This is a genomic window from Halanaerobium saccharolyticum, from assembly GCF_004362045.1.
GTDB classification, from domain to species: Bacteria; Bacillota; Halanaerobiia; order Halanaerobiales; family Halanaerobiaceae; genus Halanaerobium; species Halanaerobium saccharolyticum_C.
In genome coordinates this window covers 118,969-139,863 of the sequence record NZ_SNWX01000002.1, presented here as the reverse complement: position 1 = coordinate 139,863, position 20,895 = coordinate 118,969, and the positions used below count along the sequence as shown (strand labels likewise).

Genomic DNA, 20,895 nt, shown 5'->3' with positions numbered 1-20,895 from the left:
ACCTTTTCTATGTTTATAACTAAAGCAGACTTTAAAACAATAATAAACTAACTGCCATTACTCCCATCCCCGCTACAAATCCATAGATTTCCTGATGCTCTTTACCATATTTCCTGGAAGTTGGTAAGAGTTCATCAATAGAAATATAAACCATAATCCCTGCTACTGTACCAAACAGGAATCCAAAAACCATATCATTAAAGAAGGAACGAAAAATAAAATAACCTACTAAGGCACCAAATGGCTCTGCTAAACCAGAAAGAAATGAATAGACTAAGGCTTTCTTTTTACTTCCTGTAGCATAATAAATAGGAACAGAAACAGAAATACCTTCCGGAATATTATGAATCGCTATTGCAATTGCAATAGAAACACCTAAAGCTGGATCACTTAAGGCAGCTGCAAAAGTAGCCAGACCCTCCGGAAAGTTGTGAATCGCTATTGCCAGAGCGGAAAAAGCACCCATTCTTTCCAGATTCTCATTATCCTCAAAATCATCTGCTTTTAAATGAGAAAGATCCTGATCAGAACGAGGTTCATGTGGGTTTTCATAATCAGGTACCAATCTATCGATTAAACCAATAATTAAAATTCCTACAAAAAATGAAAGTACTGTCATCCACTGACCTTTTTCTACCCCATAATAAGCAATCAAAGATTCTTCTGCTTTAAAAAATATTTCAACAAAAGAAACATAGATCATAACCCCGGCTGAAAAACCTAAAGAAATAGATAAAAATGAAGCATTTCTTTTTTTACTGAAAAAGGCCAGAATACTACCAATACCTGTTGCCAGACCTGCAAAAAGAGTCAATAAAAAAGCTGAAACTACTGGATCCATCTACTTTCTCCTTTCGAATAATATTTTATTAAAACAAAAAATTTCATTAAAATCTAGATCTCAAAAACCAGTATCTGCTCTAATACATCTCTCATAGTAATTATTATCAATTATCAATTCTATCATATAACAAATTGTTAAAAATTAAAAGTAATAGGATAAATAGAAATTATTTATACCTAAATTTAAGTAAAAAACATAAATTAATACTCTAATTAATCATCTTTTTATAAAATGGAAGCTCTTTCATTAATCGGGTGTTTCTGATATAATTTAGCTGAAAGGCAGGTGAATATTTTGAAAAAATATTTCGAAGTTGATGAATGGAAAGTTATTGAAAATGATTTTGATAAAAACTATAACAGAGTTACAGAAAGTGTTATGAGCCTGGGGAATGGTCATATGGGCCTGCGCGGCAATTTTGCTGAAAGCTACAGTGGTGACAGCCTGCAGGGAACATATATTGCCGGTGTTTACTATCCAGATAAAACTATTGTTGGCTGGTGGAAAAACGGGTATCCAGAGTATTTTGCTAAAATTGCTAATGCTGCAAATTTTATTGGTCTTGATTTAAAAATAGATGGTCAGGAAATTGACCTGGCAGAGGTTAATTTCAGTGACTTTAAAAGAGTTTTAAATATGAAAGAAGCCTATTTAGAGAGATCTTTTACCCTTCAGCTGGAAGCCAATCGAGTTCAAGTAACAGAAACTCGTTTTTTGAGTCAGAAAAATAAAGAGGTTGCTGCCCTGAAATACAGCCTGCAGCCGCTTGATCAGCCGGCAAAAATCGAATTAATTACCTATCTGGATGGTGATATTAAGAATGAAGATGCCAATTATGATGAATTTTTCTGGGAGGGACTGGAAAAGGAAAACAAACCGGGTAAAGCAATGCTTTCAATGAAAACCAGAAAGTCAGATTTCGTTGTTTCCACCGCTATGAACTGGGAATTAAATAAAAAAGAGCGTGAAGTTAAGCTATTAACCGGTCCTGGAGATGAAAATTATGTAGGCAATAAAATTATATTTGAAGCTGCTCCAGACAAAAAAATAGAATTAAATAAATATATAGCAGTCTGCACCAGCCGTGATTATGAGGCTGATCAGGTTAGTGAAAACGCAAAAACAAAAGCTGCGGAAGCGGCCTTCCGGGGTTATGATGAATTATTTACTGAACATACTGAGACCTGGGCCAAAATCTGGCAGGAAAGTGATATTAAAATTGAAGGTGATCCGGAAGCACAGCAGGGAATCCGTTTTAATATCTTTCATTTAAATCAGACCTATACCGGACATGATCCCCGTCTGAATATTGGACCCAAGGGATTTACAGGCGAAAAATATGGTGGTTTAACTTACTGGGATACAGAAGCTTACTGTCTTCCATTTTATCTGGCTACCCACAGTCAGGATGTTGCTAAAAATCTATTATTATACAGATACCGCCACCTGGAAAAAGCTGTGGAAAATGCCGATAAACTGGGAGTTGATGGGGCGCTCTACCCGATGGTAACAATTAATGGTGAGGAATGCCACAACGAATGGGAAATCACCTTTGAGGAAATCCACCGCAATGGAGCAATTGCCCATGCCATTAAAGATTATGTTGATTATACCGGAGATCAGGATTATATTAAAGAATATGGGATTCCGGTGCTGGCTCAAATCTCCCGTTTCTGGGCTGATAGGGCTCACTTTAATCCCCGCCAGGAAAAATATATGATCCTTGGAGTAACCGGGCCCAATGAATATGAAAACAATGTTAATAATAACTGGTATACTAACCGAATAGCTGTCTGGACTCTCAACTATACCCTGGAAAATTTAGAAAAGATTAAGGAGAATGATCCAGTTAAATATCAAGAGTGGATTTCTGAACTGGAAATTGAAGACTCTGAGCTAGAATTATGGCAGGAGATGACCGAAAAAATGTACTATCCTTATCTGGAAGAATATGATATCTATGCGCAGCAGGACGGCTATCTGGATAAAGAACAGAAATTAGTCACCGATCTAAATGAAGAAGATCTGCCGCTGCACAAAAATTGGTCCTGGGATAGGATTTTACGCTCACCCTATATCAAACAGGCGGATGTGCTGCAGGGCATCTATTATTTTAAAGAAGATTTTGATCAGGAAAGCATTTCCCGCCACTATGATTTTTACGAACCGCGGACAGTACATGAATCTTCACTTTCTCCCTGTATTTATTCACTCCTGGCAGCTGACTTAGAAAGGGAAGAAAAAGCATATCAATTATATCTAAGAACAGCCCGACTGGACCTGGATAATTACAATACTGATACTGATGATGGTCTGCATATTACTAGTATGGCAGGAACCTGGATGTCAATTGTAAAAGGTTTTGCCGGTTTTAAAGTTAAAGACGGCCAGGTAGAATTTAGACCATTTTTACCAGCAGCCTGGAATCAATTTGAGTTTATGATTAACTTTAGAGACCGCAGAATTAAAGTTGAGATCAATACAGAAAAAGTTTGCTTGTCCCTGGAGGAAGGAAATGACTTAACAATTAAAGTTTATGATCAGGAATATGAGTTAAACCAGACAGATGAGCTTGTCGTTGAAAAATAATTGTTAATCAATAACAGTCTGCTAATCTTGATTGGACTCAGAAAAATTATTAGAATAAATAAAAGCTCCAGTAGGATTGATTATCCAGCTGGAGCCTTTTAAAATTAAACTTCTTCTTTGATCAATTCCTTAAATTCTTTTAAACTTCCCTGCCAGGCCACAGGATAACTGCTGTCTTCTCTTTCGATTAGTTTATCCGAAATAATTAAAGTTTTTATTCCCAGCTCAGAAGCTACTGCATCTTCTTTTAGATCATTACCAATCATCAGGCAGTTTTCCGGGGCTGCATCTATTTTTTCTAAAATCTCACGATAATAATTTGGATTTGGTTTAGCATAGCTCATGTTTTCATAGTGAGTTAAAAGCTCAAAATCTTCAGCTTCAATTCCAATCCAGCTCAGTCTGGCTGCTACAGCTTCTTTTGGGAAAAGTGGATTTGTTGCCAGCACCAGTTTTTTTCCCTGTTTTTTGAGATACTCAATAATTTCAGCTGGAGTTTCCCGATCAAGATCAAAATACTGATCCAGGCCAGTAAATTTACTCTGATAAAATTGATCAAAACGCCCTTTTATTTTTTCTGCTTCAGCCTGATTTTTGATTTCCATTTTATCCATAAAATCTTCCATAAAAGCTTCCTGATTACTGCAGCTCCCGTCATTTCTGATCATTTTTTCGGTAGAGGCCATTAAAAGTTTAACAAACTGCTCCTGATCAGCACATAAATCTTCAAAATCAGCAGAAAGAGCTCCAAAATAATATTTCAAGAATTCTTCAGCTTCAATACTTAATAAAGTGCCATCTAAATCAAAAAGAAAAACTTCTTTATCTTTAAACAAAACATTCCCTCCTATGTGGTATTCTAAATTTATAATTATTTACACTAGCATTGCATAAAAATATTTAAGAAAAGTCAAGTTCTATTTTCAGCGAAAATACTTGCTTAAAATAGAAAAACTCCTTATAATTGGGATTAGGATAGTCTTTGTCCAAATCCCAAAAAATAAGGAGCATACACTATGGACAAAGATATCACAGAAACCACATTTAATCAACTACTTGTTTCAATAAATTTTAATTTATTTTCAAAAATTGTTACTGAATTTGAACTGGATAAATATACTAAAAAACTTACAACTAAAAAGTTATTTCAAATTTTACTCTATGGTCAGCTTGAATCTGTTAGCTCTCTTGACAGTTTAAGTATAGATGTCAGTAATAAATTTGATCTTAAAAAAGAAATTGGTTTAGATTCAATTAGTGCCTCTCAACTTTCGAGAAGATTAAGAGATATTCCGCCAGTTATCTTTGAAAAAATATTTAATCAGATTAAACTGGAGGCTCTGGCAAAAAGAGGTTCTAATTTCTACAGAAACAATCTCGGCCAGCTAAACATCATTGATGCTTCAACTGTCTCTATGGCTTTAAGCAATTACCCCTGGGCTGATTTCAGATCAACAAAAGCAGGAATTAAAATACATACCCGCATCATTTATGATGGCGATATTATGCCTGATAAAGTTGAGATCACTCCAGCTAAAGGTGCAGATAAAACTAAAATGGATAACCTCATTGTTCAGTATACAGATACTCTCCATGTCTTTGATAGAGCTTATGTTGACTATCAAGGCTTTGATAATTACTGTAATGCTGGTATTCTCTTTTTATCAAGGCTTAAGAGTAATGCTAAAATTAAAGTTCTAAAATCTGAAGCTGTAATTATTGATGGCCAGGAGATTAAAGATTCTACTGTTCTTTTAGGTGACAAAAAACAGGATAAACAGATGGATAACATCTTAAGAATCTTAGAAATACTTGACAGAGAAAATCCTGGCAGTACAATTAGATTAATTACAAATGACTTTGAACATTCTGCAGCATTAATCAGCAGATACTACAGAGATCGCTGGCAGATAGAGATCTTTTTTAAGTGGATCAAACAGCATCTGCATGTTAAGGTTTTTTATGGACACAGTGAAAATGCTGTTAAATCACAGATATTTACTGCTTTAATCAGCTTTGTATTACTTACTCTTTTAAAGAGAGAAGCCAATACAGATAAGAGCTTATTTAAAGTGCTTAAATACTTCAGAGCCTGTAAGTTTGAGAGTCTAAAAGCTTTTATCAGAAAGATAAATCGACCACCATCACGCACTTCTAAAGGTCGGAGAGTGATAGATTACGAAAAAATCTATCAGTTAACCGAAAGGCAGGTGATGGCAGGAGAAACAGAGCTTTTATATTCAACAGAATTCAATCCAGTAATTCTGTAAAAGAACAAATATATTATGGTAAAATGTGGATAAAGACTATCTCTTAATACTCCATTATCTCTTTTTCTTAAAAAAGGATAAGGGTGTGACTGAATATTCTGTAGATAGTATACTTTATCAATAACTTAAATTTGACAACGCTTAAATATTTTTATGCAATGCTAGTGAATTATTTACTTTTTATTTTTAATTTTGAGATCTCAATTAATTAGAACTTTTCCATTAACTGCAAAAAGTTAGTCTCATCAACTAAAATATCAACAAACTCTTTTAGATACTTGCGATCCAGCTCATCAAAGCGTGCCTTTTGAGGACTGTCTATATCCAGAACAGCAATTACTTCTCCTCCTACAATTATGGGCAGCACAATTTCGGAACGGGAGTCAGGATCACAGGCAATATGTCCAGGGAATTTCTGCACATCTTCTACCAGCATTATCTTGCGCTGCGAATAAGCGGTTCCACAGACACCTTTATCCTCATCTATTCTGACACAGGCAGTTTTACCCTGAAAAGGACCTAAAACCAGCTGATCTTTTTTCCAGATATAAAATCCGGCCCAGTTAAGATCATCCATCATCTCAAATAATATAGCTGAGCTATTGGCCATATTGGCCAGCCAGTCACCCTCCGGTTCAATCAATGCCTTCAGGGCCCGGTTCATTTCTTTAAGTTTTTCTTCTTTTTTACTCATCATACTCATTCCTTTCTAATTTGCTATCTATTAAGAATATAATTACTGTCTTTTAAATATTTAAAAATAAAGGAACCAGGAGAGGTACCAGGCTAGAAAGCACCGCTCCACTGACAAAGGCAGGAATCACAACCGCCTCTCCCCCGGCCTCTTTAACCAGGGGCAGGGTTACATCCATGGTAGTTGCTCCCCCGGGCGCAATCACTGCCAGACTGCCAAAATATTTTGCCACTAAAGGCAGAATCATTACAGTCAGCAGCTCGCGAAAAACATTAGTTAAAAAAGCAAGTGAGCCCAGCTCAGCACTATGTAATTTAGAAATTAAAACCCCGGATAAACTGTACCAGCCAAAACCGGCACCTACTGCCGCTGATTCGCCGGCTGCAAAACCAAAAATACTGCCGGTTAAAACTGTTCCCAGGATAGAACCAGAAGCTATCAGTATCGGAATCAGAACCAGCTTCCAGCCCAGCAGTTTTAAGTCCTTAAGAATCTCACGACTGGCTCCAATATCAATTCCAACTCCAAACAGCAGTACAGCCAGAGAATAATTTGTTAGAGAATCCAGCCAGACTAAATCGCTTCCGTTAAGCAGAAAATAACCTACTAAAATACCGCTTACAACTGAAGCAAAAATTAAAATACTCATCTTATTATCAGCTTTCTGAGTCTTCTCTGGATTTTGATTTTTAATTTCTGCCTCCGTTTCCGGGCCAGCACCCAGAAGCAGATTATTTAAATTGAAGATCTTTACAAAAATTATTACAGCCAGCAGACTAAAAATAATACTGGCAGCTGCAAAAGCAAAAGCCTGAAAACCAATTTCTCCCAGCTGAAGCACAATCTGATTATTGCTGCCCAGGTTGGCTCCCATTACCAGCAGCAAAATCACCAGTCCCACTTTTGTAATTAAATCTGCAAACTTAACAAAATTATTTTCTTGATCCAGCTTAAAACCCAGTAAGATTCCTGCAAATAAAAAGAAAATTATTAAATAAAAGTCCAAAAGTATCCCTCCAGAACTATTCTATATAATTTTTGCTGACATATTGAGAAGTCATTGCTCTCAGCATAGCACTATAATTAATTTTAAAAGTCAAAATATCTCCAACTCCCAGATCCTGAGCTGCATCTGTAACATCAGTTATCAAATGATCACTGCTGGCACCCAGGACATCCACTCCCTCAAGTTCTGGATAAAGTCCGTGATAGTCTATATCCTGTTTTCCAACTGCCAGAATCGCCCGCCTCCGCAGACCTTTATCTTCAATAATCTGACCTCTACCCTGACCACCAAAAGCCATTTCTCCTTCCGGATTTGAAGGCTTTTCTTTGAGCTCAACAATCTCTGCCTGCAGACGAAAATTGTAATGATGATACCCATTTATTAGACTTTGATTGATAATATCAGTTCCCAGTAAAATTGCCTCACCAACTCTTAAATTACTAACCTCCCGGGCCAGCTCTTGTTCTTTTAAGAGCCTGATAGTTGCAGTATTACCGGCAGATAGAATTTCAAGTTCACGCCCCAGCTTATTTTCCAATTCCCTCTTTAAATTTATAAGGTGAAAAGTATTTTTCTGATCAGGAATTATTCCGGCAAAACAGCCTAAGTTGGTCCCTATTCCTTTGAGTTTAACTCCGGGCAGAGCCTCTATTTTTTCTGCCAGCTCCGCCAAATTTTGAGCTAAAATTCCTTCCCGCCGATCACCAATATCAACCATAATTATTAAATCAATTATTTTAGCAGCCGCTTCTGCTGCTTTAGAAATCAGCTCTGCAGTTTTTGCTTCAGTGACTAAAGAAGCATCGATATAGGGGACAATCTCTTTAATTTCTGAAGGCATTGGAATTCTAAGCATCAATATCTCGTCCTGATATCCGGCTTCTCTAAATTTTTTTATATTTTCAATCCGGGAATCAGCTATACTTTTTATTGCTGCCTCTTGATAGGCTTTAAAAACATTTAAATTCCCGGCAAAACCTTTAACTACCGCTGTTAATTTAATATTTTTACCATCAAGCTCCTGCCTTAATTTACTGGCATTTTCCTTTATTCGGTTGAGATAAATATCAAGCTGTGGATAATTCAATTTTGATCCTCCTAATCAGTTTATTAAACCCAACAAATTATTGAAAAAGTTCTAATTTTAAGCTATCTAAAAATCTAACTCAAGATTTTTCTCCAATTTATTTCTAAACTATAACTATATTATACTCTACTATTATTAATTCTTCAATTAACTGACTTTTCCTCCAAAAAAAATAACCCGACCTGGTGGTCGGGAAGTAAAAACTATTAAATTTAATCAATATCGATTGTACGCTTTTTAACAGGAGTTTTTTCTTCTTTGGGAAGATGAACTTTTAAAACTCCATCATTATATTCTGCCTTAATATCATCTTGGTTTACATTTTCAAAATAGAAACTGCGGGCATATCTACCCTGTCTTCTCTCACGACGTATATAGTCTTCGTTCTTTTCTTCTTTTTCTTCCTGGTGCTCGGCAGAAATTGTTAGATAATCATCATTAATCTCAAGATTAATATCTTCCTTCTTCATGCCAGGCATTTCAGCTTCAATGGTATATTCCTCATCACTTTCCTTAATGTCAGCTCTGAAACTGCGTCCGGCAAAATCCATCACATCACCAAAGAAATCGGAAACCAGATTATTAAATGGATCCTCATCTCTTTCAGCGACATCTCTCCGACTGCGGTTTCTAAATGGTACTAAATCAAACATAAAACCACCTCCGAATTTTTTTAAACTTTAGTCTTCATCACTTTCTACTTATATTATAAGACCAAAGTCAGAGAAGGTCAAAAACCTAAAATGAAGGCCCTGACTTTATAATGTTTTATATTTTAAATTAGCTCATTAAAGCTCGTTAATTCTTATTTTTTCGAGCGATTTCTCTGCCCTGGACAAATGTCTTTTGCACTTTAAAACTGCGGTCAAAAAGAACCAGATCTGCCTGATAACCGGGCTTGATTCTGCCCAATTTATGATCTAAATTCAGCTTACGGGCTGGATTTAAAGTAACCAGCTTAAATATTTCTGGCAGTGATAATTCTGTAACTTCCATTAAATTTCTAACCGCTTGATCCAGGGTTAAAACACTACCTGCAAGTACACCTGACTCCAGTCTGGCAGCTCCATCTTTAACTATAACTTTCTGGCCGCCCAGCTCATATTCGCCTTCCTCAAGTCCGGTTGCCTCCATTCCATCTGAAACTAAAATTACCTTATCAATACCTTTAGCCTGAATGGTAAAACGATCAACAGCCTGATGATGATGAATTAAATCGACTATCAATTCAACTGTAGCTTCAGAATCAAAAGCAGCCCCAACAAGCCCAGGCTCCCTGTGATGCAGGCCAGTCATCGCGTTATATAAATGGGTAAAATGATCCATTCCAGCCTGATAGGCCTGCTGAAAATCTTCATAACTTGCTGCTGAATGGCCGGCCGAAGCTGTAATATTATTCTGATGCAGCTCTTTAATTAGCTCAACTGCTCCCTCTACCTCAGGGGCCAGAGTTACAATTTCTACCACATCATAATAATCTCTTAAAAGCTCAGGCTCAGGTTTGGCTAATTCCTCACTATTTTGGGCTCCAATGTATTCAGGACTAATAAAAGGTCCTTCTACATGGGTTCCTAAAACCCGGGCGCCACTGGTACCATTTTTCTTAGCCTGCCTTATATTTTTTAAAGCAGCCTGAATATCAGCTTCAGCCATGGTCATTGTAGTTGGCAGAAAAGAGGTCACTCCATGGTCAGCTAAAATCTCACTAATTTTATTTAGGGCTTCAGGTGAAGAATCCATGGTATCAAAACCACCACCACCATGGATGTGAGTATCAATCATTCCTGGAGCCAGATAACCACCTTCAGCATCAATTACTTCCATTTCTGTTTCAGCTTCCAGCTTATAGGAAGCAATCTTTTCTATTTTTGAACTTTCTTCGTTAAAAACTAAAGAGCCATTATTTATAACCTTATTTTCAAGAATTATATTTGCATTTTTTATTAATTTCTTCATTTTTTTCACCTCTGCTTATAATTTATCTTAATTGAGGCTGAACTTAAAGAAAATTAATTACATTTTCTCCTGCTTGAGATAAATTATATTTGGCTTATTTATTCTTCATCTTCATCAGTTTTTGTATCCGATTCCGCTTCTTCCTCATTAAGCTCTGCATAATTTTCGGATTCCAGTTCAGCATATTCTTCTAATTTTTCTTTAACTGCAGAATGAACTTCTTCTGCATCCTGTTTTAACATAATTTCTAAGGCCTGATCAATTTCATCAATGCTGTAAAGATTAAATTTGCCCTCATCTACTGCATCAAGAACTTCCTGATCCAGCATTAAATTATCTAAGTTGCGGCGGGGTATAATCACACCCTGTTCTCCGGTAAGACCTTTGGCCTGACAGACCTTAAAGAATCCTTCTATCTTTTCATTGACTCCACCAATTGGCTGGACAACACCTTTTTGATTCATCGAGCCTGTGATTGCAACATCCTGACGAACTGGAATCTCAGACAGTGAAGAAAGTAAAGCTACTACTTCAGCACAGGTAGCACTATCTCCATCAACCCCACCATAACTCTGCTCAAAGGCAATAGAAGCTGTTAAACTTAAGGGAGCATCGTGGGCATATTTACCACCTAAATAACCGGTTAAAATCATAACACCCTTACTGTGAATCCGGCCGCTCATCTTGGCCTCACGCTCAATATTGATTACGCCTTCCTTACCTAAATAACTGCGGGCCGTGATTCTGGCCGGACGCCCAAATGTATAATTTCCTGCCTGATAAACAGAAAGACCATTAATTTGACCAACTTCCTCACCACTAACATCAAGTAATAGGTGATCACGGTCAATCTGTTCCTGAATTTTTTCTTCCAGTAAATTGGAGCGCCTTTCTTTTTCGTCAATTGCTTTTTTAACTGAACTGGCACTGACCACATCTTCATCAAAACTCTCAGACCAGACATCTGATTCAATTAAAATTTCTATAATTTCGTTAAATTTAGTTGAAAGCTTTTCGCGGTCCTGTGTCAGCCGGGAGCTGAAATCAATCATTGCTGCTACCGCTCCGGCACTAAACTCTTTTAACTCTTCTCGATTAATTACTGAAGAAATAAAATCAGCAAACTTCTTTATATTTTCTTTATTTCTTTCCATTTCTGTATCAAAATCTGCTTTAATCTTAAATAACTCTGAAAATTCATCATCAAAATTATAGAGTAAATAATAAATATAAGGAGAACCAATCATAATCACCTTCAGATCAAGTTCAACTTCTTCTGGTTTAAGAGTGATTATTGGTACTCTTCTGTACTGCTCACCTATATTTTCAACTGTAATCTCCTGATTAATCAGAGCCCTTTTTAAAGTGTCCCAGCAGAATGGATTGGTCAGCACATCTTTGGCCTGGACTATTAAAAATCCACCATCTGCTTTATGCAGGGAACCACTTTTAATCATTGTAAAATTGGTAGTGATTGTCCCAAACTGGCTCTTACCTTCTATCTTACCAAAAAGATTATAATAAGTTGGATTTTTTTCATAAATCACAGGTGCACCTTCAGTTTTACTATTATTTACGAAAAGATTTATTTGATAACGGATAAAGAAATCCCCATCATCCTGCTTCTGCATAGCCATTAAAGGATTCTGCGGTTTCTGATCATCATTCCGGAATTTATCAATATTATCTACAATATCTTCCTGAACCTCTTCTAAATAGTCAACTATTTTCTCGCTGTCCTCATATTTATCCTGCAGATGACAGATTATGGGCTGAACTACAGAAATTCCTATCTTTTTTTCCAGAGCTGCCAGTTCATCCTGAGCTTCCTCTTTAATAGAACGGATCTTCCTCATAACCTGCGAAATTTCATTCTGTATTTCCTGGCTCTCACTGCGAATCTTTTTCTTCTTTTCCTCATCCATATCCTGAAAATCTTCGCGTGAGATCGGTTCACCATTTTCATCAATTGGCACTGGTACCATACCCTGAGAAGTGTTTTGAAGCATAAACCCTCTTTCCCGGGCAGATTCTTCAAATTCCTGCATCACCTTATTTGATTTAGGTTGATACTGGTTTAAAATTTCTTTTCTTTCCTTCTCATATTCTTCCCCTTCAAATGCCCGGGGAATCTCTTCCTGCAGTTCCTCTATAATTTTTTTCATATCATCTTTTAAGTCTTTACCCATTCCAGCCGGCACCCGCATTACTCGAGGTTCTTCCGGCTCAGAAAAATTAAAAACATATAATATATCTTTCGGCTGTTCCATCTCTGCCGCTTTTTCTTCTGTCATATTTTCAGCATAAGTTGATTTTCCAGTTCCTGATTCTCCTGCCATAAAAATATTATATCCTTTTTTGCTTACTCTCATTCCAAAATCAAGAGAATCAGCGGCTCTATTCTGACCGATTATTTCTTCATCAATTGCCGAAAGTTCTTCTGTTGTGTTAAAATCCAGTTCTTTTTCCTCAAAATTGTAATCTAAATTAGAAATATTAATTTTATAGTCTTCCATTTTACACACTCCTTTTTCTCTCAATTATTGAATTTGAACTCTATTATCCCAGAAAATTCTGATTTCTCTCTTACTATATATCTTTCGACAAAAAGTAAATATTTCCTGCCTGCAATTATACTGCTTAATAATTTAGAACAGGAAAAAATAATAATAATAGTTGAAAACATTTGCTAATTAATATAAAATGAAAATAGAGTATGTTATTTTTTTAACAATATCACTGGAGGTTAAAAAATGGGGAAAGAAATAAATTCTATTCCGGACATAATAATTAGTCGGCTGCCGGTATATTATCAATATCTAAAAAGACTGCAGGATTCAACTAAAGAGTATATATCATCGGAAGAACTGGCAGAACTAACAGGTTTCAGCAGTTCTTTGATTCGCAAAGATTTAAGCTATTTTGGCACTTTTGGCCGCAAAAGTTATGGTTATGACGTTTTCTGTCTTTTTCAGCAGTTAAGTATTATTATGGGCTTTAATTATAAGAAAAAAATCATCATCATTGGTGCGGGTCATTTAGGCCAGGCATTAGCTTACAATAAAGGCTATAGAGAACGAGGATATCAACTGATTTCAATTTTTGATAAAAATCCCAAATTAATTGGCCTGGTAATCAATGATATAGAAATTCGGAGTATTAATAATCTGGAAGAATTTATGGAAAATAACAAGATTAATGTAGCAGCTTTAACAGTACCCGGGGGGGCTGCACAAAAAATAACCGACCGCCTGGTAGCGGCCGGAATTAAAGCAATCTGGGATTTTACAGAAGTCCCTTTACAGGTGCCCGATGATGTTTTACTGGAGGAACAATTAATTAATGAAGGTCTCTGTAAATTATCAGTTAAGATGAATCAAATTCGGATTAATAATTCTGAGTCTGCAGAAGACTTGAACTGTGAGCAAAAATAAATTTGCCACTTCCTTTTTCTGCTCTCAGCTTATCAGCAAAAATTAACTCTCCCCGTCTAAATGTCATGACAGGATAACCTTTAACTGTAAAATCATTATAAGGACTGTATCCGGCTGCAGAATGTAAATTTTCTGCAGTTAATTTTTTTTCTAGATTTGGATCAAAAACTGTCAGATCAGCATCGGTTCCCACTTCCAGGGAGCCTTTTTCTGGATAAAGTCCAAATATTTTAGCAGGATTGACTGAGAGCATCTCTACCATTTCTCTAATTGTTATCCTATTATTTCTAACTCCTGAACTATAAAGCAGAGGCAGCATTGTTTCGGTTCCTGGAATTCCCGGCAGGATTTCCAGACTGGAGTTAGACTGCATTTTTTGCTCTTTATTAAAAGCACAGTGATCAGTTGCCACTACCTGAAACTCACCTGTGCTGACTCCCTGCCATAATTTTTGATTGTCATATTTACTTCTCAATGGTGGAGTCATTAAATAAAGCTGGGCCTCTTCTCTTTTTAAATACGAACTGTCAAGCAGTAAATAATGAGGAGCAGTTTCGGCATAGATTTGTGCCTTTCTAGATCTTAAATCTCTAACTGCTTCTAAACCTTCTGCCGATGATAAATGGACTATATACAGCGGCATATCTGCCTGCAGGGCTTCTTCTCCCATCTCTTTAACAGCTAAAGCTTCTGTAATTCCCGGTCTAATAGCTGGATGGAACTCTGGAGCTGTTAAGTTTCGTCTGCTGTAAACTTCTTTCAAATCCTGAATCAGAGCGTCATCTTCTGCATGAACCTGCGGCAGGATTTCAATTTCTTTCAGCCGCTTAAATAGCTCAGACCACTGATCCCGCTCTATCATATAACCAACATCTTTATAAGTTGTAAAAAGTTTGATGCTTGCCAGCCCTAAATCTTTTAAATCAGCTAAGTTTTTGGAAATGTTTTCATTAAAATCCTGGACAACCTGATGAAAATTATAATCAATTATGGAATCACTGGCCTCTTTTTTACGCTCAGCAACAGAGCGCTTAAAATCTCCATCTACGGGAAAATCAATATAATCAATTACTGTGGTCACTCCACCGGCTGCAGCTGCAATACTTCCCTGATAAAAATCATCTGCAGTTACAGTACCGCGAGAATGGAGCAGATAATGAGTATGAGCATCAATAATCCCCGGAAATATATATTTTCCTTTCAGATCAATAACTTTAAATTGATTTTTCGACTCCTCTTCTGCAAAGAAACCTCTTTTTTCTTCTGCCGCTATTTTTTCTCCTTCAATTAACAGATCAGATTTTCTGACACCTATATCATCAACTAATTTTGCATTTTTCAATAGTATTTTTTTCATTTTGTTTCACCTCTATATTAAACTATTTCTACTATGGGGCTTTCAATTCCTGCACCAAATAGTTCAAAATTGAAATTATTAAGCTTTTTAGTTGTTTTTATTTCCCCATTTTTAAGTAAAGTTATCTGATCTGCCAGCTGTTTTATCTGCCTTCGATCATGGCTGACCATAACAACAGTCATCTCATCTGTTACTAAATCAGCAAAATGTGAATTAAAAAATTGAATACTTTCCTCATCCAGATTTGTTGTCGCTTCATCTACAAATAAAATCTCCGGCTCTGTAATTAAAGCCCGGGCAATTGAAGTTTTCTGTCTTTCCCCTCCCGAAAGAGTGTGGGCAGATTGTTCTAATAAATTCTGAATCTCCAGTCTGGCAGCTATTTCTTTTACTTTTTTATTGATCAAATTTTGATTAATATTTCTCAGTTTTAACGGTAGAGCAATATTATAAAAGACATCACCCCGGTAGAGATATGGATCCTGCCAGATCACAGAAAATTTGCGTCTCAATTCCAAATTTTGCTGCTCTTTATTTATCTTTTGACCTTTATAATACAGATGACCCTGATAATCCTGATCAACCAGACATAGAATATTTAAGAGAGAGGTTTTACCACTTCCATTACCTCCAATAATAAAATTAAATTTATTTTTTAAGACAGCAAAATTATCAATATTTAAAATTTTCCTATCTCCACATATTTTTTCTATATTTTTTAATTCAATAATTTTATCTTCTTGCATAATTTTTTCCCTCCTGCAGATAATAAGTAATTAAATTTATTAAAAATGATAATGACAGGAGTATGATACCTAAAGCTAAAGCAAAAGCAAAGCGGCCTTTGTTTGTTTCCAGTGACATTGCTGTGGTAATAGTCCGGGTAACTCCCTTAATATTACCACCCAGCATCATTGAAACACCAATCTCACCCAGGACTCTGCCAAAACCTGCAATTACTGCACCTATAATCCCATATCTGGCTTCTGAAATTAAAAGTTTAAATTTTTGTCTGCGGCTGGCACCCATTGAGACAGCTGTTTTATACAGTTTTTCGTCCATTGAAAAAATAACATTTCTGATCAAAGCGGTAATTAAGGGGATGATTAAAAGCACCTGGCCAAATATAATTCCTGTGGGAGTAAAAAGCAGATCTAACTCTCCCATAATTCCCCGCCTGGAAATAAGTGAATATACAAAAATCCCGACTACAACTGTGGGCAGGCTTAAGAGTGTATTTAAAATTATATTAATAAACTTTTTTGTTTTAAATTTATTGCGGGCAATCACTATTGCCAGAGGAATAGAAATAATTGAAGCAATAAAAGTTGAAGAAATAGAAATTTTAAGAGAAGTTGTTACAATCTGAATAACTTCGGAATCTAAAGTTATGATTAACTCCAGAGCCCTAAATATCGCATCAGTATAATAGTCCACATTTTTCCTCCTGTAAAATAAGATTTAAACAGTCAGCTGCAGAAAGAACTTGCCCCTGCAGCCAACTATTAATATGCGTATCTATTTATTAAAGTTTATTCTTCCAGATTCTCTGCTTCTATTGCAGATGGGTAAAAGAGCTGCTCATCATAACGCTGATAGTTATTAATTATGTTTTGACCCTGCTGAGAAGTTAGATATCCGGTTAAAGCCATGGCCAGCTGATAGTTAACATGCCTGTGATAGGCCGGATTAATTGGGATAATCCCATAAGGATTAAACAGAACCGGATCTCCACTATTAACTATTTCCAGTTCAATATCTCCACTATAGGCTAAATATGTTCCCCGATCAGCCAGTATATAGGCCTGACGTTCATTTGCCATATTTATACTGGGCCCCATTCCCTGACCACTTTCTAAATACCAGCTTCCATCAGGTGTAATTCCGGCATTATCCCAGAGAGATAATTCTTTTTTATTAGTACCTGAATCATCACCCCGGGAAATAAACTCTGCTCCCTCTGATTCAATCTTCTGGAAAGCTTCTACAGCAGTCTCTGTTTCTTTAATCCCGGCTGGATCAGATGGTGGTCCTAAAATAACAAAATCATTATACATCACATCTCTTCTGTTCACTCCATAGCCATTGGCTACAAATTCATTTTCTGCCTCTCTGGCATGAACAAAAATTATATCTGCATCCCCATTCCGCCCCAGCTCTATAGCCGCCCCGGTTCCGACTGCTACAACATCTACCCTCACCTCAAATTTTTCTTCAAAAGGCGGCAGCAGTTCTTCCAGTAAACCTGAGTTCTCAGTACTGGTTGTGGTGGCCATTGTTAGAACTTCCTGGCCGGCTGCAGCTGAACTGAAAATCAGCGCAAAAATAAATATTGTAAAAATAATCTTTTTAATTGACATAGTAACCCCCCTAGTTTATATGACCTAGACCTGCTTTCTGTTTTTTGATTAAATAAATTTTAAGTCAGATCTGATAAAAAGTGGGCGCAAAAAAATAAACTTCCGGCAGCAAACCGGAAGTTTTAGGGCGGATTAACACTAATGCAATCCATTTAATCACTCCTTTCCATTCCGGGAGGCCTAAACGTTTCCCTTTAGACCCTATCGGTGCAGTAAGCATTACTTAAAAGTTTTAGCTTAAAAGCACTCGGAGTTGTGCGACAATTCTTACATTAATGATATCCATATTTACGATTTTTGTCAAGCAGATTAAACTTTAATTTTTATATTTTTTCAGCAGATTATTTGGTCTAAATCTTAATAAAGATACACTCTAGCTTCATAGGGTCTTAAACTACCATCAAGCTCAAAATCTGCTTCTTGTTGATAGTTATTTAAAATTAATTCTGCCTGCTTAATCTCCAGCTGGTCATTTAAATCATAGGCAGCCTCATTTTCGCTGAAATTTAAAAGTACAAGCAGATTATTTTGCTCTCCCTGACGCAGATAGGCATAAATATTTTGATCAGCTTCTAATAAAATCTCATATTTACCATAAGCAAAAACAGGATATTTTTTGCGCAGAGAAATCATTTTTTGATAATATTTAAATACCGAATCATCTGAACTTAGATCTTTTTCTACATTAATCTCCGGATAATTGCTGTTCATCTTTAACCAGGGTTCGGATTCAGAAAAACCAGCATATTTACTGTCATCCCAGTGCATAGGAGTGCGGGCATTATCTCTGGTTCTATAATTGGCGATCTCCAATATTTCCTTTTGACTCAGCTGATTCTTTTCCTGCAGTTCTTTGATATAACCTCTGGTTTCAATATCATCAAAATCAGTCAGGGAATCAAAGCTAATATTGGTCATCCCAATTTCTTCGCCCTGATAAATAAAGGGTGTTCCTCTTAAAGTATGAAGCATTGTTCCCAGCATCTTGGCTGACTCTTTTCGATATTTACCATCATCACCATAACGAGAAACAATTCTCGGCTGGTCATGATTGCAGAAGTAGAGACTGGTCCAGCCGTTATTTTCCTGCAGTTTATACTGCCACTCACTCATTAAATCTTTAAGTTCTGTCAGATCCCAGTCTGTAATTTTATCCCATCCTTCTTTGCGGTCAAATTCCAGATGTTCAAAGGGAATAACCATCGAAAATTCTTCTCTTTCTTCTTTCACAAATTTTATCGCTTCTTCCTTATCAACAAAAGGAGTTTCTCCAACTGTCATTGCCTCATATTTATTAAAAGTATTAGCAGCCATTTCTTTGATAAACTCATGGACCCTGGGACCATTTGCAAAATATTCATGCCCGGCAAGTCCTTCTTTTTCCCCATCAGGGAAACGCTGATCTTTAGAAATCAGATTAATTACATCAAGTCTAAAACCATCCACCCCTTTTTCCAGCCACCAGTTAATCATTGCATAAATTTCTTGCCTGACTTTAGAATTTTCCCAATTTAAATCAGGCTGTTTTGGTGAGAATAAGTGGAGATAGTATTGGTCTGTTTTCTGATCATATTTCCAGGCAGAACCACCGAAAAATGCCTTCCAGTTGTTTGGTGGACCCCCATTTTTGCCGTCTCTCCAGATATAATAATCTCGATAAGGATTATCCTTACTCTGACGAGACTCTTTAAACCACTGATGCTCATCTGAGCTGTGATTTAAAACTAAATCCATAATTAATTTAATATTTCGCTGATGCAGAAGCTCCATCAGCTCTTCTAAATCTTCCATAGTTCCAAACTCATCCATTATGGCCTGATAGTCACTGATGTCATAACCATTGTCATCATTGGGAGATTTATAGACTGGATTTAACCAGACTGCATCTACTCCCAGCTGATCTAAATGATCTATTTTTTCAATAATACCTCTTAAGTCTCCAATTCCATCATTGTTGCTGTCCTTAAAACTGCGGGGATAAATCTGATAAACCACAGCTTCTTTCCACCATTTTTTATTCATCTTTAAACCTCCATTTATAATTATTTAAGCCGCTTTTTTTACATCATTATCTGTTACTTTTTTAATCAAATTATTTATAGTTAAAAATAAAATAAATAAAATCGTTATAAAAATTGGAATTATCTCCAGAGAAATATTACGGGCCAGCACCCCTGCCAGTCCGGGAAGCAATGCCCCACCCAGTCCTGCAGCTGAAATCTGCATTCCAATTGTATTTGTTGTATGTTCCTTCCCAACACGATAGGAAGTACTGGAAATTAAAGCCGGAAAAATCGGGGCAATGGCAATTCCAGTTATCGCAATCCCGAGCAGTGACAGCCACTGTGATAAATTGACAGCAACTAAGATACTTCCCAGTAAACCCAGAGCAGCTGCATATTTAGCAATTTTTCGACTCAAAAATTTGTAGGCTAAAAATCCAGCTAAGATCCTGCCTACTGTAAAGGAGCCCCAGTAAGTACTGACCCAGAACCCGGCCAGAGCTGTACTGATACCTCTGGATTCTGTAAATAAAGTGTAGGTCCAGTGGCCAATTGCCATTTCTATTCCTGTATAAATAAAAAACAGGAGAATACTCATTAAGGCAGGTAAATGGGTTAAAGTCTGGATCAACTTCATTTCCTGCTCCTGCTCTTTATTTTTATTAGTCCCGGCAGTCTTTTTATTTTTCGGATCCTTCCATAAAGAAAGAGTCAAAACAAAGATTAAAGCTAGTATAATCTGGGCTATACCGACAATTACATAACCTGTTCGCCAGCTATTGGAATATTTAATACCATTGGCCATAATAATCGGACCCATTGTAATTCCTACCCCAAAACTGGCATGAAGCCACTGCATTAAACCTTCGTTAAAGTGTTTTTCAACATAAGTATTTAAGCCGGCATCAATTGCTCCTGCTCCCATACCAGCGAGAACAGCCAGCAGAGGCAAAAGCCACCAGAATGGAGCCAGCGTATATCCAATCAGAGCCAGTCCGGTTGCCAGACAGCTTAGGGACAGCAGAACTGCCACTCCGATCTTCTTGATAAAAAAGCCATTAAAAAAACTGGAAAGCAAATAACCTGAAGTTGAGCCAATCAAGATAATTCCCAGGGCATCAAGCGGCAGAGAAAAACTACTTCTCATTTCCGGCCAGGCAACACCCAGCAGTCCATCAGGCAGCCCCAGGGAAATAAAAGCAATATAAATTAACGCAATCAATAAATATTTCTTTTTTTGTTTATTCATAATTACACCTTTTTTCTGCTTCAATTTTTTTGAAAATATCAAATCA

The 20,895-nt window shown here is 36.6% G+C and carries 17 protein-coding genes and 1 riboswitch; of the genes, 3 read left to right on the top strand and 14 right to left on the bottom strand.

Features of this window, described 5'->3' with window-relative positions; translation table 11 throughout:
* Positions 1 to 31 precede the first annotated feature (31 nt).
* Positions 32 to 841 carry a zinc transporter ZupT gene (gene zupT / locus DFR79_RS02050; protein WP_133513841.1) on the bottom strand — a complete coding sequence of 270 codons (810 nt, stop codon included), beginning with the start codon at positions 839 to 841 and terminating at the stop codon, positions 32 to 34.
* 297 nt (positions 842 to 1,138) lie between these two features.
* On the opposite strand from zupT, the gene DFR79_RS02045 reads away from it, so the two are divergent.
* On the top strand, positions 1,139 to 3,433 hold the full coding sequence (locus DFR79_RS02045; RefSeq protein WP_133513840.1) for a family 65 glycosyl hydrolase domain-containing protein: 2,295 nt from the start codon (positions 1,139 to 1,141) through the stop codon (positions 3,431 to 3,433).
* 104 nt (positions 3,434 to 3,537) lie between these two features.
* Here the strand turns inward: DFR79_RS02045 and DFR79_RS02040 are convergent, their stop codons facing one another.
* Positions 3,538 to 4,269 carry an HAD family hydrolase gene (locus DFR79_RS02040; RefSeq protein ID WP_133513839.1) on the bottom strand — a complete coding sequence of 244 codons (732 nt, stop codon included), beginning with the start codon at positions 4,267 to 4,269 and terminating at the stop codon, positions 3,538 to 3,540.
* Positions 4,270 to 4,449: 180 nt separating this feature from the next.
* Here DFR79_RS02040 and DFR79_RS02035 point away from each other — a divergent pair, with 180 nt between their 5' ends.
* Positions 4,450 to 5,703 (top strand): IS4 family transposase, encoded by a 1,254-nt coding sequence (locus DFR79_RS02035; protein WP_133513838.1) that lies wholly within the window; start codon positions 4,450 to 4,452, stop codon positions 5,701 to 5,703.
* 208 nt (positions 5,704 to 5,911) lie between these two features.
* Here the strand turns inward: DFR79_RS02035 and DFR79_RS02030 are convergent, their stop codons facing one another.
* The 6 genes from DFR79_RS02030 to DFR79_RS02005 form a co-directional block, all read right to left on the bottom strand.
* Positions 5,912 to 6,397, bottom strand: a complete 486-nt coding sequence (locus tag DFR79_RS02030; protein ID WP_133513837.1) for a GAF domain-containing protein — start codon at positions 6,395 to 6,397, stop codon at positions 5,912 to 5,914.
* A gap of 52 nt (positions 6,398 to 6,449) precedes the next feature.
* Positions 6,450 to 7,403 carry a lysine exporter LysO family protein gene (locus tag DFR79_RS02025; protein WP_133513836.1) on the bottom strand — a complete coding sequence of 318 codons (954 nt, stop codon included), beginning with the start codon at positions 7,401 to 7,403 and terminating at the stop codon, positions 6,450 to 6,452.
* A 16-nt stretch (positions 7,404 to 7,419) separates the two neighbouring features.
* The gene (locus DFR79_RS02020) at positions 7,420 to 8,490 is read right to left on the bottom strand and encodes an alanine/ornithine racemase family PLP-dependent enzyme (protein ID WP_133513835.1); all 1,071 of its coding nucleotides are present in this window, start codon (positions 8,488 to 8,490) and stop codon (positions 7,420 to 7,422) included.
* Between the two features lie 212 nt (positions 8,491 to 8,702).
* Positions 8,703 to 9,143, bottom strand: coding sequence for an Hsp20/alpha crystallin family protein (locus DFR79_RS02015; RefSeq protein WP_133513834.1), 441 nt, complete (start codon positions 9,141 to 9,143; stop codon positions 8,703 to 8,705).
* Positions 9,144 to 9,288: 145 nt separating this feature from the next.
* Positions 9,289 to 10,446, bottom strand: a complete 1,158-nt coding sequence (nagA, locus tag DFR79_RS02010; RefSeq protein ID WP_133513833.1) for an N-acetylglucosamine-6-phosphate deacetylase — start codon at positions 10,444 to 10,446, stop codon at positions 9,289 to 9,291.
* Positions 10,447 to 10,544: 98 nt separating this feature from the next.
* Complete coding sequence (locus tag DFR79_RS02005) at positions 10,545 to 12,962, bottom strand: Lon protease family protein (protein WP_133513832.1); 2,418 nt, start codon at positions 12,960 to 12,962, stop codon at positions 10,545 to 10,547.
* Positions 12,963 to 13,199: 237 nt separating this feature from the next.
* Between DFR79_RS02005 and DFR79_RS02000 the strand changes: the two genes are divergently transcribed.
* Positions 13,200 to 13,880, top strand: a complete 681-nt coding sequence (locus DFR79_RS02000; protein ID WP_133513831.1) for a redox-sensing transcriptional repressor Rex — start codon at positions 13,200 to 13,202, stop codon at positions 13,878 to 13,880.
* On the opposite strand, the gene hydA is transcribed toward DFR79_RS02000, so the two are convergent.
* From hydA to DFR79_RS01970, 6 genes are all read right to left on the bottom strand, one after another.
* Positions 13,834 to 15,237: a dihydropyrimidinase gene (hydA, locus tag DFR79_RS01995; RefSeq protein WP_133513830.1), complete on the bottom strand. Its 1,404-nt coding sequence runs from the start codon at positions 15,235 to 15,237 to the stop codon at positions 13,834 to 13,836. The genes DFR79_RS02000 and hydA overlap by 47 nt on opposite strands.
* Before the next feature lie 17 nt (positions 15,238 to 15,254).
* Positions 15,255 to 15,983 (bottom strand): ABC transporter ATP-binding protein, encoded by a 729-nt coding sequence (locus DFR79_RS01990; RefSeq protein ID WP_133513829.1) that lies wholly within the window; start codon positions 15,981 to 15,983, stop codon positions 15,255 to 15,257.
* Entirely contained in the window at positions 15,970 to 16,674 is a 705-nt protein-coding gene (locus DFR79_RS01985; RefSeq protein WP_133513828.1) for an ABC transporter permease, read from the bottom strand. The genes DFR79_RS01990 and DFR79_RS01985 overlap by 14 nt, the downstream gene beginning before the upstream one ends.
* Positions 16,675 to 16,769: 95 nt before the next feature.
* The gene (locus DFR79_RS01980) at positions 16,770 to 17,597 is read right to left on the bottom strand and encodes a substrate-binding domain-containing protein (protein WP_133513827.1); all 828 of its coding nucleotides are present in this window, start codon (positions 17,595 to 17,597) and stop codon (positions 16,770 to 16,772) included.
* Positions 17,598 to 17,740: 143 nt separating this feature from the next.
* A riboswitch (molybdenum cofactor riboswitch) is annotated at positions 17,741 to 17,862 on the bottom strand.
* Between the two features lie 92 nt (positions 17,863 to 17,954).
* Entirely contained in the window at positions 17,955 to 19,619 is a 1,665-nt protein-coding gene (locus DFR79_RS01975; RefSeq protein WP_133513826.1) for a glycoside hydrolase family 13 protein, read from the bottom strand.
* A gap of 24 nt (positions 19,620 to 19,643) precedes the next feature.
* A complete protein-coding gene (locus tag DFR79_RS01970) occupies positions 19,644 to 20,849 on the bottom strand; it encodes an MFS transporter (protein WP_133513825.1) in 1,206 nt (401 codons plus the stop codon).
* Positions 20,850 to 20,895 lie beyond the last annotated feature (46 nt).

What these genes read in the sequence shown, in the direction of transcription:
- DFR79_RS02005 (WP_133513832.1), bottom strand. Translation starts at nt 12,962, where the DNA reads ATGGAAGACTATAAAATTAATATTTCTAATTTAGATTACAATTTTGAG.
- DFR79_RS02030 (WP_133513837.1), bottom strand. Translation starts at nt 6,397, where the DNA reads ATGAGTAAAAAAGAAGAAAAACTTAAAGAAATGAACCGGGCCCTGAAG.
- DFR79_RS01975 (WP_133513826.1), bottom strand. Translation starts at nt 19,619, where the DNA reads ATGAATAAAAAATGGTGGAAAGAAGCTGTGGTTTATCAGATTTATCCC.
- DFR79_RS02035 (WP_133513838.1), top strand. Translation starts at nt 4,450, where the DNA reads ATGGACAAAGATATCACAGAAACCACATTTAATCAACTACTTGTTTCA.
- DFR79_RS02000 (WP_133513831.1), top strand. Translation starts at nt 13,200, where the DNA reads ATGGGGAAAGAAATAAATTCTATTCCGGACATAATAATTAGTCGGCTG.
- DFR79_RS01980 (WP_133513827.1), bottom strand. Translation starts at nt 17,597, where the DNA reads ATGTCAATTAAAAAGATTATTTTTACAATATTTATTTTTGCGCTGATT.
- DFR79_RS01970 (WP_133513825.1), bottom strand. Translation starts at nt 20,849, where the DNA reads ATGAATAAACAAAAAAAGAAATATTTATTGATTGCGTTAATTTATATT.
- hydA (WP_133513830.1), bottom strand. Translation starts at nt 15,237, where the DNA reads ATGAAAAAAATACTATTGAAAAATGCAAAATTAGTTGATGATATAGGT.
- nagA (WP_133513833.1), bottom strand. Translation starts at nt 10,446, where the DNA reads ATGAAGAAATTAATAAAAAATGCAAATATAATTCTTGAAAATAAGGTT.
- zupT (WP_133513841.1), bottom strand. Translation starts at nt 841, where the DNA reads ATGGATCCAGTAGTTTCAGCTTTTTTATTGACTCTTTTTGCAGGTCTG.
- DFR79_RS01990 (WP_133513829.1), bottom strand. Translation starts at nt 15,983, where the DNA reads ATGCAAGAAGATAAAATTATTGAATTAAAAAATATAGAAAAAATATGT.
- DFR79_RS02015 (WP_133513834.1), bottom strand. Translation starts at nt 9,143, where the DNA reads ATGTTTGATTTAGTACCATTTAGAAACCGCAGTCGGAGAGATGTCGCT.